The organism is Trichocoleus sp. DQ-A1 (assembly GCF_039961955.1).
In the GTDB taxonomy this organism is placed as follows: Bacteria; Cyanobacteriota; Cyanobacteriia; order Cyanobacteriales; family FACHB-T130; genus FACHB-T130.
The window spans coordinates 118514-134832 of the sequence record NZ_JAMPKE010000012.1 but is presented as its reverse complement, the minus strand read 5'-3'; the positions used below and the strand labels follow the sequence as shown (position 1 = coordinate 134832).

Here is a 16319-nt window from a genome sequence, read left to right as displayed (position 1 = left end):
TTATAGATTGGGTTCGGGTTAGCCAAACCCATCAAATGCCTTTGCCTGCGTGGTTTCAGGCATCAAGGCGAGCTACACAGGGAAGGTTTTTAGTCTTAAGCCGACCGGATTTTGCCTCTATTTTTGCAAGTAAAGAAGACCCTATCTCTTACCAATTGAACTGTAAAATTAACAATTTTTGCGAAATTTTATGAGTATTATTTTGCACATCACGCAGCGCGAACAGTGGGAAGAAGCAAAATCAACTAAAAAATATTGTGGCGATACGCTGGAATCGGAGGGTTTTATCCACTGCTCAACGCCAGAGCAAGTTATTAATGTAGCGAATAGCTTTTTTCATTCCCAAAGTGGCTTAGTCCTCCTGTGCCTTGATTCGGAGGCAGTTGAGGCAGAAATCCGATACGAGGGATTCGACGAAGGAGAACGGTTTCCTCATATCTATGGACCTTTAAATATCAATGCTGTGGTGCAAGTGCTGGATTTTTCTCCGGGGGAAGATGGCTGCTTTGAATTGCCGCCAGAGATTGCTGGGAGTGCTAATAAGGCTTGAAGAACGAGAGCGAGCATCCTCATCTAGCCGCATTCGTTGCCCATTAGAGGCAACCTGAGCCGCATTTCTGGTTGATTTGGGGCTATCAAAGGATTGAATAGGAGCAAGTCCGCTTATCGATTGCTCAATAAACGGACTTGAAATCGGGAATGGCTAATCCCAAAAAACATAAAGTTTACAGACGTGAGTTGATTTTCCTCTGGTTGTCGCCAGCGCCACAAGCCGCCAGCGCCACAGAGTTATAGCACCTGCGCCCTCAACCAAGCCGCTGGCAAACTCAGCAGCTTCCGGGAAGTCGGGACGTAAGCTCTGGTGCTAAATACATCGTATTGATTGCGTTCAATCCGATCGAGAATTTGGCTATAGAGCATTAAAGCCGCCGCAACGGGCCAACGAGCATCGGGGCTAAGGGCACCAATTCCCTGTTCGGCTTCAACGTAGAATTTGCGTGCCCGTTGAATTTGGAAACGCATCAATTCGCGCCATCGCTCATCGACTACCCCATTCATCAGATCCTGTTCGGTGTAGTTAAATAACGCCAATTCTTCGAGGGGCAGGTAAATGCGACCCCGACGGGCGTCTTCTCCGACATCTCGCAGGATGTTAGTGAGTTGGTTAGCAATGCCAAGTGCGATCGCTTCCGAGGTCGGAATATAAATCTCTTGATTGCGTTTCCAGGGTGCTGTATACGGTTCCGTATCGACACCCATCACCGCGGTAGACATCAACCCCACCGTCCCGGCAACCCGATAGCAGTAAAGATTGAGTTCCTCAAAGGTCTTGTATCGGCTGCGGTAGAGATCCATTCGCTGACCCGCAATCATATCCCGAAATGGTTCAATATCCATCGGGAAGCGTTTCAGCGTATCTACCAAAGCCACATCCGGGTCGTCTAGGGGTTCGCCGGCAAAAACAGATTCTAGCTGTTTTTCCCATCGATCCAAAGTTTCAGGAGTCGTAATCGCAGCTGAGGCACCGTCTACCAGTTCATCGGTGCGACGACACCAAGCATAAATTGCCCAGATGGCACGGCGCTTGGCTGCTGGCATCAGCAGCGTACCCAGATAAAACGTCTTTGCGTACTTAGCCGTAATCTGGCGACAGAGTTGGTAAGCGTCCTCTATTGAAGCCAGCGTTCTCATGCGCGGGAAATTAGACAGTTGCAGCATTCAGTACAGGCACCAGAGATTGTCAGTTTTCCGTTGTCAATTGTCAATTGTCCTGAGTCTGTTGTTCTTTGGTAGCAGGTAATAGATAGTCAGATATTCGGGAGTAGACTCTTTCCCCCTAACCATTACCCACTAACGACTAACGCCTGATCGGTGACCGTTGACGATTGATCGGTGACTACTGACGACTGACTGCTCACAATTGCCTGCGCTGTCAGCTTACCAGAAAGTACGGCACCTTCCATACTCGCTAGGTAACGCTGCATGGTGTAATCACCCGTCAAATAGAAATTCGCAATCGGTGTTTCTTGGGAAGGACGATATTGCTGACGCCCTGGAGTTGCCTTGTAGACTGAACGAGGGGTTTTGACAACGTGATATTTCAGCAACTTGGCTGGGTTCTCACCCCCAAAATGATCGGGAAAAAGTTTTTCCAATTCTGCAACGGTGGCGTCTACAATTTCCCCATCCGATTTGCTAATCCAATCTTTTGCTGGTGCCAGCACCAATTCCAACATTGAGCGGTCGGGGTTCGCATATTCGCGACAGGTGTTGCTCATGTCCGCGTAGACACTAAGCAAGGGCGATCGCGAAAACAGCAGATGGTCAATTTGAGTTAATTTTCGGTCAAACCACAGATGCACGTTGATGACCGGGACACCCTCTAAGCCGTCTAGCTTTTGGAAATACTCCATCTGACGCCAAGGTTGAGGCAACATCACCTTCAGGGGGTCAACCGGCATTGCAGATACATAAGCATCCGCCGTAATAATTTCATCCGCAGCACCATTCAACCCGCGAATCAAGAATCCCCGCACCGTGCCATCGGCATTGAGCAAAAATTCCTTGATCGGCATATTCAACCGCACTTCCCCACCGCGCTCGGTGATGTAATCTACCATTGGCTGACACAACCGCTCGGTCGGGGAACCATCCAAAAATGCCATTTTTGAGCCATTTTTTTCCTGAAGGAAGCGATTGAGAGCGGTCAGCAATATCGTGGCAGAAATTTCATCTGGGTTAATGAAGTTCAGTGCTTTGGACATGGCAATGAAAACTTCTTTTTCTACCCGTGGGGGGATGTTTTGCTTTTTCATCCATTCCGACCACGAGTATTTATCCATCTCCTCAACGTATTTTTGCCCCTGAACCATCGCCGGAATTAAACCAATCCCGAAGCGAATTTTTTCAGGCCAAGTCAACATATCGTTGTTGCCCAAAATCGCTGTGACGCCATTAAATGGTGCCGGAATGTCCGGAAAGTCAAAGCGAGAATAAGTACCGGGGGCATCGGGCTGGTTGAAGATCATTGTGTGTTCTTTCCACTGCAATCGATCTTCAATACCGAGTTCCTTAAATAGCTGCAACATATTGGGATAAGCCCCAAAAAAGATGTGCAGTCCGGTTTCGTACCAGTCGCCGTCTTCGTCTTTCCATGCTGCCACCTTACCGCCTAGAACGTCCTGACGTTCTAGAACGATGGGAGTGTGACCGGCATCTGTCAAATATTTGGCGCAGGAAAGCCCTGCTAAACCCGCCCCAGCGATCGCAACTCGCATCTGATGGTCTACCCTTATAGCTGCTTGCGTGTTTGGTCGCTCTCATTATACGTTGCATTTCGTTACAGAAGATAGCGCTACCCCACTGCAAATCTCTGTAAAGTTGTCACCCTCTCCCGATCGATGAATATTAGCTGCGATCGCATCGGGGCAATAATGAGAAATTATCGTCCGAGCTGAACCCGCAGGAAAGACCGATGAGTCAAGACAATCCCGATGCACCTCAACCACTCAGCGAACGAGATAGGGCACTGGCAAAGGAGCTTGCAGCAGTACGCGCTCAAAGACAACGCCTGTATGAAAAGCTAAATGGTTCCCTAAAAGCGTTGTTTAGCCATTGTGAGTGGAGAATCACTCATCACGACACTGGAATGACAGAATTAGTTGTCATCTGCCCTAGCTTGGTCATTTATCAACGGCTATTAAAAAAAGTAATTTCCATCCAAACTCGGCTTGAAGATGCTGTTGAAATTAAACAGACTAGATTTATTCTCTGTTATCCTCCAAATCCTCAAGCTTTTTATGAGCATGAAGTGACAATACAACAAGATTTCAATCCTGATCCTTATTTAGATTTAGATGAGAACGAGGAGTTTTAGGAGATTAGGGAGAGAAAACTTAAACCCCAAGGGTGCAATCGTACCAAATCGTCGCAATGACAATAAGGAAAAAATAGATGCTAATTGTCCGCATTGCGAGCTTTGTTTAGCTCTAGCATTCAATGGTGCGGACAATATTTTATCTAGCGAGGCCAGGGAATTCTAGTATCAGCAGCAATTTGGCGACCGATGACAGCCGCACCATAGCGATTTAGATGGCTGGGATCGGCAAAATAGCCATTTTGGTTTGTCCACTGTCTGGATAAGTCGAGAAAGATGAATCCTTTAGCACTAGATTGGCGAACCATATAAGGTCTAAATTGTTGCTCAGCTCTAAGACGAGTTCGGTCTAAATAATCCCTACTTAAAGGCAGGTTGATGAAGAATACTGGAATCCGACGCTGCTTGGCAAATACCATTAAATTATTCAACGCCACCTCCTGCTTACCTCCGAGTTGGAAGGCACTGTAATCACTGTCATAAGCGCCTGCAACTCGCGGCTTTTGTCGATAGTAAATAGCAGGATTAAATCGGATACTTACGGGAAGGAATCCATTGGCGTCGATTGCCGCTGCCGAGTAGTCGGGAGTCAATCCTCCTAGAGTATTTTGAGCCAGTATTGTCTCGCTGGACGGCTGAGAATTCAAAAGGGTGATATTAAACTGGCTTTCATTCTGGGGAATTTCGTCTAGGTTGGTATCAGCAACTGAGTTGAGGTTTGGAGGTGGGGTCGCTGTTAAGAGTGTATCCGGGCGGTTAGAGGGTGTAATACCACTTAAGGGGCGATTGCCCGTTAATAAGCGCTTGTAGCCTGGAGAAGCCAAAATCAAGTTATAAGTCCGATCTACACGCCCACTGTTAAAGGCTCTCACTCCATCCGCCCACACAATGAGTTTCGGCAACTGCTCTTCGGTTAAAATTTTCCGCAACAACAAATCAATCACTTGGACAGTCGCGCCATTCACCCCGAAGTTAAAGATTTTCAATCCCCCAAAACCTTTACCCGCTAAAGCTTGCTGCATCTGTTTGGGATCGACTCCCTGCAAAGAGCGGGAACTGCCTACAATTAAAATATCGGGTGGGCCAAGGGCAGCGATGTAGGACAGATAAAGAACTAGCTGATTATCAAGCAATTGGTTGTTAAAGGTGGGGTATTTTAACTGAAAGCTGGTTGCAGCGGCTCTTTGTTGGGCTACCTGCAAAAAAGCCATATACTCGATAATTTTCTTCTGGGCATAGACTCGTTGGGGACTGTCGGGTGGTATGGCTTGCAGGGATGCGATCGCGCTTAGCCATGTTTGGGCAACTTCATCCCAGTCCGCCGCCGATCTAGCCGTTTGAGCCAGGGTAGCAGCCCTGTTAGCGTAGTTAATTGCCTCCGACAAGGAATCGCTCTTAGTCGCTGCTGTTGTGGCAGCTAAGGGCTGAACCAGCAGGTTCCTATGGGTAATTTGGGGTACTAGCGTTGTCGAACAGCCAATCGCCAGCAAACATCCTGCCACGACGGCAGTAAAGCGGGACAAGAAGCGATGATTCGCAGCAAAAATAATAAAGAGTCGATATATCATTGAGTTTCTCTCTTGCCTGATACTGCTCATTCCTGACAGCAAGATAGAATAAATCCAGCAAATTGTTCTCAGTATATTAAGTTAGGTAAGGAGAACACGAATCGCATGGGCAAGGTAGTCGGCATTGACCTCGGAACAACCAACTCAGTCGTAGCTGTCATGGAAGGCGGCAAGCCCGTTGTCATTGCCAATGCGGAAGGCATGAGGACTACTCCCTCCGTGGTAGGCTTCAGCAAAGACGGGGAACGCCTAGTTGGACAAATGGCACGGCGGCAAGCCGTTCTAAACCCGCAGAATACGTTTTATGCGGTAAAACGGTACATCGGACGCAAGTATGCGGAACTCAGCCCCACCTCGAAGCAAGTTCCCTACACGATTCGGCGGGATGACGAGGGCAATATTAAAGTCAAATGCCCCAGACTGAAGCGGGAATTTGCTCCAGAAGAAATCTCGGCAATGGTGCTGCAAAAGTTGGCAGATGAGGCGAGTCGTTATCTGGGACAACCGGTGACGGGCGCGGTGATTACAGTTCCGGCTTATTTCAATGATTCCCAACGGCAAGCGACGCGAGATGCTGGGCGAATCGCCGGGTTGGATGTATTGCGGATTCTTAACGAGCCAACGGCTGCATCTTTGGCTTATGGTTTGGATCGCAAGGATACTCAGACGATTCTGGTGTTTGACTTGGGCGGCGGTACATTTGACGTTTCCATCCTGGAAGTGGGGGATGGAGTGTTTGAGGTAAAAGCCACCAGTGGCGACACCCAATTGGGCGGGAACGATTTTGACCGAAAAATTGTGGATTGGCTGGCAGAGCAGTTTCTGGAAAAAGAAGGGGTAGATCTCAGACGCGATCGCCAAGCCTTACAACGCCTCACGGAAGCCGCCGAAAAAGCCAAAATTGAGCTGTCTGGCGTTACAGTCACCGATATTAACTTACCTTTTCTCACTGCCACGGAAGAAGGTCCCGTACACTTAGAAACCAGGTTGACGAGGGCGCAATTTGAAGGATTGTGTGGGGATCTGGTGAGCCGATTGAAGGCACCCGTCAAACGCGCTTTAGTGGATTCTGGTCTGAACCCCTCCAAGATTGATGAAGTGGTGTTAGTGGGCGGTTCTACTCGCATTCCCTTGGTGAAACAGCTGGTTCGTAGCTTAATTGACAAGGAACCAAACGAGAACGTTAACCCAGATGAAGTCGTGGCAGTGGGTGCCGCAATTCAAGCAGGAATCCTCGCCGGTGAAGTCAAAGACGTGCTACTACTGGATGTCACGCCTTTGTCCCTAGGATTGGAAACGATAGGCGGCGTGATGAAGAAACTCATCCCCCGAAACACGACGATACCCGTGCGGCGTTCGGATATCTTCTCGACCGCTGAAAATAACCAAACCTTGGTGGAAGTTCACGTCCTTCAAGGGGAACGGGAAATGGCGGCTGATAACAAGTCGCTAGGGCGGTTTAAGCTCACTGGCATTCCCCCAGCACCGCGAGGAGTGCCCCAAGTTCAGGTATCTTTTGATATTGATGCCAACGGCATTTTACAGGTGACGGCGTTAGACCGGACGACAGGGCGAGAGCAGAGCATCACCGTTCAAGGGGCTTCCACTTTAAGCGAATCGGAAGTTAACCGGATGATTCAGGAAGCCGAGCAATATGCCTCAACAGATCGGGAACGGCGCGAACGGGTGGAGAAGCGCAACCGCGCCGAAGCACTGGCTTTCAGTGCGGAACGGCAACTGAAAGAAGTGGCGCTGACCTATGGAATGCAGTTTGCTGCCGGTCAGCGGCGTCGCATTGAGAACATGGTGCAGGAACTGCGCCAGAGCATTGCCCGCGATGACGATCGGTCTGTGGATCGGGCACAAAGCGATCTCCAGGATGCTCTCTACGAGCTGAACCGAGAGGTGCGGATGGAATCAATGGAGGACGAGGACGACTTTTTCGGATCGATCCGTCGCACGTTTTCCGGCGAAGGCGATTCCTTGTTTGGCAACTCGACACAAGACCGCTATGAGAGTAGCCGCTATCAAGATCGTTATGAAAGTAACCGCTATCAAGATCGCTCGGAGGGTAGCCGCTATCAAGATCGCTCGGAGAGTAGCCGTTCGCGCGATCGCTATGACGATGACCGTCGCAATAGCGGCTCTACAGGCGGTCAGCGGTATAGTCGGGATAGTGACGCGGCTCCCCGCCGGACTTCGAGAATTGTTCAACCTGAGGATGATTGGGATGATGATGATGATTGGCTGTAAATTAGCTATAGCTGTTAGCGATTAGCTGTTAGCTATTGAAGCGGTCTGGCACAAATAGTAGAGGATTTGTCTGCTAAAACTGTGAATATCCAACGCTCAATCAGCTAATCGGTAACAGCTAATCGGTAACAGCTAATTGTTAATTAACTATGCAAAATTTTCGGGACTACTACCAGATGCTGGGCGTTGCTCGTGATGCCTCCGGCGACGAAATAAAGAAAGTTTATCGGCGGCTAGCTCGGCAGTATCACCCCGACCTAAATCCTGGCGACAAGACAGCAGAAGAAAAGTTCAAGGATATCGGTGAGGCTTACGAAGTTCTTTCTGATCCAGGAAAGCGATCGCAATACGATCAGTTCAGCCGTTTCTGGAACCGGAGCGGTTTCAAGGGCGCTAAAGGGACGAAGGGGACTAAAGCCTGGGGGACTCGCTCCAACGGTCGCAACGGCACGCAAGAATTAAAATATGACGATTACCCGGACTTTAACAGCTTTGTCGATACTCTGCTAGGACGTCGGGAAACCCGTGTAGCTACTCAGGCACCCAGTTCCAACAACCGAGTTGCCTCAGCCGATACCTTCCGTCCTGGTAACACGAAAACATCCTACACCGTGAATTCGCGCCCTAGTCGGCGCGATGTTGAAGCCAGACTGACGATGCCCCTCGAAAAAGCTTATCAGGGAGGACGAGAGCGGATTCGGCTGGAAGATGGGCGATCGCTGGAAGTGGATATGCCACCCGGAATGGTCAACGAGCAACGCATCCGGCTGAAGGGTCAGGGCATTGAAGGTGGCGACTTGTACCTCAAAATTACCGTATCGCCCCACGCCTTCTTTCAAGTAGAAGGCTCGGATATTTTCTGCCAATTGCCAGTCACTCCCAGCGAGGCAGTCTTGGGGGGAGCCGTGGAAGTCCCTACCCTGGATGGTTTGGTGAAAATGACGCTTCCTAGCGGTGTCGGGCACGGGAAGCGCCTGCGCCTTGCCGGAAAAGGCTACCCGACAGGTAGAGGAGATCGCGGCGATCAGTTAGTTGAAATTCAGGTTGTGGTTCCCAAAACGGTCACTTCCCAAGAACGGGAACTCTACGAAAAGCTGCGGCAAATCGAAACCTTTAAACCCCGTCTCGATTTGCCAGTTCAACGCTAAAAAATTAGCCCGCGCAGGCAGGGCTAATTTTTTGTCTAGCCGCAGACTTCAGTCTGACGGATGAGATGGGCTTTAATTGAAATACTGGCGTTTAAGCGCGATCGCGATAGCACAAACCTAACAGCGTACCGCTAGCAATCAACTTCAACGCTTCTAATGTCCAGTAGCCCCCGTGCATTTGATTCATCCCGGCAGGAATCTCAGCAACGGGTTCAAAAAGATTGAGCTGTAGCCCCAGCGCGCTCATTTGTGGGGTTAAAAAATATGTATCAATAATGGCAATTGTCAGCAAGAACAGGGATAAGAAAATTACTTTGCGCCCTCCCAGCTTAGAAGCAGCCTGAGTGCGGTGAAGAACCAACAGCCCCGTTAACACTAAGGCTGCACATAATAATTCAATCCGATTAAAAATCCAGAAAATTGAATAACCTGCTGTTGCAAATCCAGGTTGAGTCATCATCCCGGTTGCAAACAAACTGGGCATAATTACCCAGTCCAAAAGCAAGCTTCCGCTAAGCCAGAAAGCCAACGTAAAGGTGACGGTTGTTTGCCATGCTGGTTGCTTTAATCCAGCGCTAGAAAAAGCGGTCATATAATTTCCTCAACTTTCTGTCTTCTTTCAGCTTATCGAATTGTTTTTAGAAACGATATGAAGTATCTTTTCGATTTTTGGCAGTTTTGCTGTTAGGAATTTACATTTAGTTAAATTCTCCAAATCATTAAGAATTTTAGTAAATTCCTAAGCTAGTTAATTGAGTCAGGAGGGCACCATCGGCTTGGTAAAGTGCGATCGCTTGCAAAGAAAACAGGTGCGAGTCGCTGCATCGCCGCCTACCAAGAAGGCGATCGCGCTCTAGACCCGTTTAAGATGTGTAAAACCCTGAAACGGAGATTTCCATCTAGACGTTTTTTGAGTCGAAATTAGGTTGCAGCCGAGTTTGATGACGCGGCTCTAAAAGTTTTTTGGACTCTATCTCGCAAAAAGGCTTAACATTTGCCTCATTCTGCCGATATTGTTCAACTTGCGTTTACAAATAAAATCAAGAGAAAACATCTGTCTAAAGAATGAACTTTATTAGGCAAATATACCTTTAAGACAAGGATGGAATCAGATTTACAAAATCTTTTCTCGATGCCCTTGCCCAAGTAAAATCCTCATCAAGAGAACACTATAGGCTTTTCATCGCTATCCGAAAAATGCAATCAAGCTTCGCTTTCTAAGTCTGGAAGCTGCTACTGGTTATCGTTCACCCTCAACCTTAGTTCACTGAAACACGCCATGATGAAAGCGATTCTGCCTAAAAATGAAGCTGATCTAGTGTATGCACCCACTGAGGGCAGCTCAACGAAGCACTTGCATCGGAAATTCTTCTACAAGGTTGCGGGAGGTCTGGGAGTGGCAACTGTCCTACTGGTTAGCATTGGTGGGATTTCGTACCGGAGTATCACGCAACTTGTGCAAGCGAATAACTCAGTAGACGATACCTTTACCTTCATTAATCAGCTTGATGATGTATTTTCCGGAATCAAGGACGCAGAAACTGGGCAGCGTGGCTACATAATCACTGGAGACGAGGCTTATTTACAACCCTACTACACAGCAACAGCTAAGGTTAATCAACAAGTTGAGTTTCTCAAGGGATTAGCGGGAAATAACCTCAATCAACAGCAGAAGCTCGGCACTCTGGAATCTCTGACTGCAAGTAAATTTTCTGAATTGAAACGGTCAATCGAATTACGAAAAAACAAGGGATTTGAAGCCGCGCAACAATTAGTTAAGACGAATGAAGGCAAGGTAGTGATGGATAACATCCGCCTGCTTGTCAATGATTTGGAAAATGACCAAAAGCATTTGTTGAAGGAGCGGTACCAACAAGCGAAAGACCAGGCTCGTGACTCTCTAATTACATTTTTAAGCGGTGTATTCCTAAATTTTATTATTGCTTTATGGGTTTACAGGCTTATTTATGGGGAGATGAGCGATCGCTATCGGACAGAAAATGAACTTCAGAAAGAACGCGACTATACATCATTTATTGTTCAGACTACACCAGCACTGGTCGTTGGGCTAAAGCTTGATGGGGTGATTACATTTGTCAATCCTGCTGTTGAGCAGGTAACAGGCTACTGCGCAGAAGAATTAATTGGACGCAACTGGTGGGAAATCTTTTATGCTGACGACGAATACAGAGGCATCGAGCAGTTGTTATCCACCCTGAAGCATGGAGGTGTCCGCGACTATGAAACAGTTTTGACCATCCAGAATCGAGAAAAACGGATTATCAATTGGAATGTTCTGAAGCGGTTTGACGAGCGAGGCAAATTGGTTGATGTGATTCAATTTGGCAATGATATCACCGATCGCAAAGCGGCTGAGGACATTCGCAAAGGCGCAGAACTGCTGCAACTGATTTTAGATAATATTCCCCAATATATCTTCTGGAAGGATAGAAACTCTGTCTATTTAGGCTGTAATAAGGTTTCATGTCAAATCACTGGGATTAGCAATCCAGAAAACATTATTGGCAAGACGGATTATGACTTGTGGTCGCAAGAAATAGCAGAAAAATACCGCAAAGACGACCGTCGCGTGATGGCAACGGATACCCCGGAACTGCATATTATCGAACGCTTGATTCAGCCAAACAATGAAGAACTCTGGGTAGACATCAACAAAGTTCCCATTCACGATGCGATGGGCAAAGTAATCGGTATCCTCAGCACCATAGAAGACGTTACCGAACGCAAGCAGGCGGAGAAAGCCTTGCGGCAGAACATGGAGATGCTTGACTTAGCCAGTGACGCGATTATCATTCGGGATTTGAATGACAAGATTAGCTATTGGAATCAGGGCGCTGAACGACTATATGGTTGGACAAAAGCAGAAACACTCGGTCAGTACATCCACACCTTCTTGCAAACTGTCTTTCCTCTACCAAAAGAGGAAGTTCTAGAGATATCCCTGCGTGAAGGGAATTGGGAAGGCGAATTAATTCACACTAAGCGTGATGGCACTCAAATCACGGTAGCCAGCCGATGGACGCTGCAATTAGATGAATTTGGTCAGGTGTCCGCCAGACTAGAAATTAACAATGATATTAGCGATCGCAAGCAAGCTCTTGATGCCTTGCGCCAGTCGGAAGCGAAGGAACGAGAAAAAGCCCAGCAGTTGCAACAAACTTTGCACGAACTCAAAAAGACCCAATCTCAACTGATTCAGACTGAAAAAATGTCCAGTTTGGGTCAACTGGTCGCTGGAGTGGCGCATGAAATTAATAATCCCGTTAACTTTATCTACGGCAATCTCATCCACACCGAGCAATATACACAAGACTTGCTCAATCTAATGAAAGTCTACCAACGGTACTATCCCAATCCCGCGCCAGAGATTCAAGAAGAAGTTGAGGCTTTAGACATTGAGTTTGTTCTTGAAGACCTGCCCAAAATGGTCGCTTCAATGAAGTTAGGCGCTGACCGCATCCGCCAGATTGTCCTCTCTTTGCGAACCTTCTCCCGCCTGGATGAAGCAGAAATGAAGCCGGTTGATATTCACGAGGGTATTGATAGCACCCTCTTAATCTTGCAGAATCGGCTGAAAGCTAAACCAGATTCTCCAGGAATTACAGTTATTAAGAAATATGGCACGCTGCCAGAAGTAGAGTGTTATGCAGGACAACTGAATCAAGTATTTATGAATATCTTGAGCAATGCCATAGATGCTTTAGAAGGGTTGCCCTCTAATCGTCAAAAGCTCATGGATTCTGGAGAAACAAGTTCTAATAGCGAGTTCCCCATTCCTAATTCTCAATTACCGACCATCCAGATTTGCACTGAGGTTTTGAACGCGAACAAAATTGTTGTGCGAATTGCAGATAACGGCCCCGGCATCCGTGAGAATGTCAAGGCGCGACTTTTTGACCCATTTTTCACGACCAAGCCAATCGGTCAGGGCACCGGGCTAGGATTAGCAATCAGCTATCAGATTGTCACAGAAAAACATGGAGGGTCGATCAGTTGTGTATCAGTAGTGGGAGAGGGAACCGAGTTCGTTGTAGAGATTCCAGTCACACAAAGTCCAAGGCAAGGGAATTGACACATTTTCCGCGATTTCAAACGACAGAAGGATTTTCTAAGGCAATCCTTTTTGGTTAATGCTGTAATCCTGGGAGAACCTCTCAATCCCTTGGATCGCCAGACTTTGGAGTAATTTTCCCTGTTACTAAGTTAATCCCCCCTTAAGGAGCATCTGTGGGTGGATAGATGAGCGATCGCTTAAAACTAGATTTTGGGTTTGAGAAAGAAAATCTTAAAAACCCGTAAAAACACAGTGTTTATTTTCTCCAATCCTCCTGAGAATGAGGATTGAGTGAAAGCATGAATCTAAATTAGCAGACTCAAAATTTAAGTGGTAATCTCTCATATTACCACTTAACTTAAGATGTGAAAAAATAACATTTCTTGAAGTGTTATTTTCATAATTTTGGAAAGCGGTATTATTCTCCAGATACGGTAAAAAGTTAAAAGGTAAACATAGCCTTAAACAGAATGCAAAAACATCTATCTTGGACACGAAATCGCTCTTACAAACGAGCAGTGACTTGCTTCATCCTAGCCTTGTCCGTTACGTACAGTTGTGTAGCCTGTACTCAGCCAAGTGAAAATACCACAACGCCAATAAGCCCCAGCTCTCAGCCACTGAGCGATAGTTCTAGGAATACAGGAGACGAACTAAAAACCATAAATATGGCGGTGATTCCGTGGCAGGTTTCAGCAGAACAGGAAAAGCAACTTCAGCCACTAGCGGACTATCTAAGCAAGACATTAGGAAAACCTGTTAAATTTCAGATTACAAAAGACTACGACACATCGATAGATTTACTGGTAACAGGAAAAGTAGAAATGGCTTTTCTAGGCCCCCTGTCGTATGTGAAGGCACATCTTCGAGATCCCCAACTTAAGCCAATTGTTGCGCCCATTGAAAGAACAACTGGACGACCTTGGTATACAAGCGCGATCGTTGTTAATAATGCCAGCGGTATCAAAACTATTAAAGATTTAAAAGGTAAGAGATTTGCCTTCGTCAGTAAATCCTCAGCTTCGGGTTACTTAGTGCCTTTAGCTCACTTTCAAGACATTGGTATTAACCCCGAACGCGACTTTGCTACAGTCAAGTATGCGGGTAGTCACGACAAGGTGAAAGCGGATTTACTAGCAGGAAAGGTGGATGCGATCGCGGATGATAAACGCTCGTATCTTCAGCAACAGAAAGAGGGAAATATCGACCCTTTAAAATACAAAATTATTTGGGAATCTGACCCAATTCCTCTTTCGCCCATTGTCGTCTCTAGTAAGCTTCCATCTCAACTGGTAATCGACCTCAAGAAAGCATTTGTCAACTCTCCAGAGGGACTGCTAGATCCCAGTGGTTCTGAGTCGGCTGGATATACTCTGGTAGAAGATCGAGACTATACACCGATTAGAAAGCTCCAAGAGCGCCTTAAGTTGAAATAAAGCCGAATGCAATGAAAATATTAACTAAGTTTATTGGCTCTTCTATTGCCGTAGTAGGGCTAATTTTATGCCTTACAGTTGGCAGTGAAGACTGGCTTAAGCAAGTAGAAAAATCTACCGAAACGAGCCGAGAAAGAGCCGCTCAAGCTGACCGCATAGTCTTAAATCTAAAAGTTTCTTTAAGAGACCAGATCGCAGCACTGAGGAACTATCTCATCCTCAACCGCGATCCCTCAGATATGGCAAAATATCACAAGGCGATGTCTGACTTTATCCTTACCTTGGATGACTTAGAAAGTCTGATGCCAGAAAATTCAGAACTGACAGTTGTTCGCCGTCGCCATAGTTTTCTCGTCCGCTTAGCAACAGAGCTTCGCGATACACCTTCTACTCTTAAACAGACTCAGCAGGATTTCAGAACCATCAATTCTTTCAAAGAAGATATTGATTTCTCTTTAAACTCGCTAGTTAGTAATATTCAGCAACAGTATGCTCTAGCAAGGCAAGAATCAAATAAATTTAAAGAGACCACCCATATTATTAGATATGCCACTACAGGTTTAATTCTTATAATTCTCACTGGGCAGATGATATTAATATTAATCCCAGTCATTTTATCTATAAAAAAACTCCAGTTAGGAGCGACAAAAATTGGTGCAGGTAATTTAGATTATCGCCTAAATATTCAAACTGGAGATGAAATTGAAAAATTGTCTTGCGAGTTCAACCAAATGGCAAAAAAACTTGCAGAATCTTACTATTTTTTAGAGCAAAAAATAATTGAACGGACTGCCGAATTGATTGAGTTAAACCAAAACTTAGAAATTGAAATTTCCGAACGCAAGCAGGCAGAAACAGAACTTCAGCAAGTTTTGCAAAACTTGCAACAAACCCAAGCTCAGCTCATTCAAACCGAAAAGATGTCTAGCCTTGGTCAAATGGTTGCTGGGGTAGCTCATGAAATTAATAACCCCGTTAATTTTATCCACGGCAACCTTGTGTATGTGGGTGAATATACACAAGATTTGTTGAGACTGGTGCAGCTTTACCAAAAACACTATCCTAACCCAATTACCGAGATCGAAGAGCAGGCAGAAACTGTCGAACTTGACTTTATTATTGCAGATTTAGACAAAATTCTATCTTCGATGAAAATTGGCACTGAACGTATCCGTCAAATTGTTCTTTCTTTGCGGAATTTCTCTCGCCTTGACGAGGCAGACATGAAGCCAGTTGATATTCACGAGGGATTAGATAGCACTCTTTTAATCTTGCAAAATCGATTAAAAGCTAAGCCGGAGCATCCCGCTATTGAGGTGGTTAAAGAATACGGAAATTTGCCTTTAGTTGAGTGTTATGCGGGTCAGATGAATCAGGTATTTATGAATATTATTAGCAATGCTATTGATGCCCTAGAAGCCTTTGATGGCTTATCGTTTATTGCTCATAACAATGAACAATCGACAAGTGATCTTGAACCATCCCCAACGATTCGGATTAGCACTCAAGTTTTGCACCCCGACCGTGTTGCTGTTCGAATTGTTGATAATGGACTAGGCATGACGGAAGAGGTAAGAAAACGGCTATTCGATCCGTTTTTTACGACCAAGCCAGTTGGGCAAGGAACGGGGCTGGGGCTATCAATTAGCTATCAAATTGTAGTAGAGAAGCATTCAGGAATGCTTCGCTGCATTTCCGAAGCGGGACAGGGAGCAGAGTTTTGGATTGAAATCCCGATGCGTCAAAGCCAGAGAGGCTCTACTGCAACTGTTCCAGAGAGGTCAAATCGGTCAAAACCTATGGCAATTTCTTAAGCGTTGTCCTCTTATTGTTGAAGGGATGTATTAGCGAAGCTTAAGGGGCCGATCGCTTTTTGCTTTTGGCCTTCCTCTAGGCGACGCCGCAGCGATTGGATATTAAGTTTCTCTATCTCCTTCTTGACGTTGGTTTTGTAGAGACTCC

The 16319-nt window shown here is 46.3% G+C and carries 11 protein-coding genes; 7 read left to right on the top strand and 4 right to left on the bottom strand.

Features of this window, described 5'->3' with window-relative positions:
- Nucleotides 1–190: 190 nt before the first annotated feature.
- Nucleotides 191–550 carry a DUF952 domain-containing protein gene (locus NDI33_RS14175; RefSeq protein ID WP_190440118.1) on the top strand — a complete coding sequence of 120 codons (360 nt, stop codon included), beginning with the start codon at nucleotides 191–193 and terminating at the stop codon, nucleotides 548–550.
- Nucleotides 551–789: 239 nt separating this feature from the next.
- Here NDI33_RS14175 and crtB read toward each other — a convergent pair whose 3' ends face one another.
- Nucleotides 790–1719 carry a 15-cis-phytoene synthase CrtB gene (gene crtB, locus NDI33_RS14170; protein WP_190410266.1) on the bottom strand — a complete coding sequence of 310 codons (930 nt, stop codon included), beginning with the start codon at nucleotides 1717–1719 and terminating at the stop codon, nucleotides 790–792.
- 125 nt (nucleotides 1720–1844) lie between these two features.
- A complete protein-coding gene (pds, locus tag NDI33_RS14165; protein WP_190678943.1) occupies nucleotides 1845–3278 on the bottom strand; it encodes a 15-cis-phytoene desaturase in 1434 nt (477 codons plus the stop codon).
- A 197-nt stretch (nucleotides 3279–3475) separates the two neighbouring features.
- On the opposite strand from pds, the gene NDI33_RS14160 reads away from it, so the two are divergent.
- Nucleotides 3476–3877, top strand: coding sequence for a hypothetical protein (locus NDI33_RS14160; RefSeq protein WP_190678942.1), 402 nt, complete (start codon nucleotides 3476–3478; stop codon nucleotides 3875–3877).
- Nucleotides 3878–4020: 143 nt separating this feature from the next.
- Here the strand turns inward: NDI33_RS14160 and NDI33_RS14155 are convergent, their stop codons facing one another.
- Nucleotides 4021–5445: a hypothetical protein gene (locus tag NDI33_RS14155; protein ID WP_190678940.1), complete on the bottom strand. Its 1425-nt coding sequence runs from the start codon at nucleotides 5443–5445 to the stop codon at nucleotides 4021–4023.
- Between the two features lie 105 nt (nucleotides 5446–5550).
- On the opposite strand from NDI33_RS14155, the gene dnaK reads away from it, so the two are divergent.
- Nucleotides 5551–7698 (top strand): molecular chaperone DnaK, encoded by a 2148-nt coding sequence (dnaK, locus tag NDI33_RS14150; protein WP_190415079.1) that lies wholly within the window; start codon nucleotides 5551–5553, stop codon nucleotides 7696–7698.
- A gap of 149 nt (nucleotides 7699–7847) precedes the next feature.
- Entirely contained in the window at nucleotides 7848–8846 is a 999-nt protein-coding gene (locus NDI33_RS14145; protein ID WP_190415078.1) for a J domain-containing protein, read from the top strand.
- A 91-nt stretch (nucleotides 8847–8937) separates the two neighbouring features.
- Here NDI33_RS14145 and NDI33_RS14140 read toward each other — a convergent pair whose 3' ends face one another.
- A complete protein-coding gene (locus NDI33_RS14140) occupies nucleotides 8938–9438 on the bottom strand; it encodes a hypothetical protein (protein ID WP_190415077.1) in 501 nt (166 codons plus the stop codon).
- Nucleotides 9439–10125: 687 nt separating this feature from the next.
- On the opposite strand from NDI33_RS14140, the gene NDI33_RS14135 reads away from it, so the two are divergent.
- The 3 genes from NDI33_RS14135 (at nucleotide 10126) to NDI33_RS14125 (ending at nucleotide 16171) form a co-directional block, all read left to right on the top strand.
- Nucleotides 10126–12939 carry a PAS domain S-box protein gene (locus NDI33_RS14135; protein WP_190678938.1) on the top strand — a complete coding sequence of 938 codons (2814 nt, stop codon included), beginning with the start codon at nucleotides 10126–10128 and terminating at the stop codon, nucleotides 12937–12939.
- Between the two features lie 452 nt (nucleotides 12940–13391).
- Complete coding sequence (locus NDI33_RS14130; protein ID WP_190678936.1) at nucleotides 13392–14357, top strand: phosphate/phosphite/phosphonate ABC transporter substrate-binding protein; 966 nt, start codon at nucleotides 13392–13394, stop codon at nucleotides 14355–14357.
- An 11-nt stretch (nucleotides 14358–14368) separates the two neighbouring features.
- The gene (locus NDI33_RS14125; protein ID WP_190678934.1) at nucleotides 14369–16171 is read left to right on the top strand and encodes an ATP-binding protein; all 1803 of its coding nucleotides are present in this window, start codon (nucleotides 14369–14371) and stop codon (nucleotides 16169–16171) included.
- Nucleotides 16172–16319 lie beyond the last annotated feature (148 nt).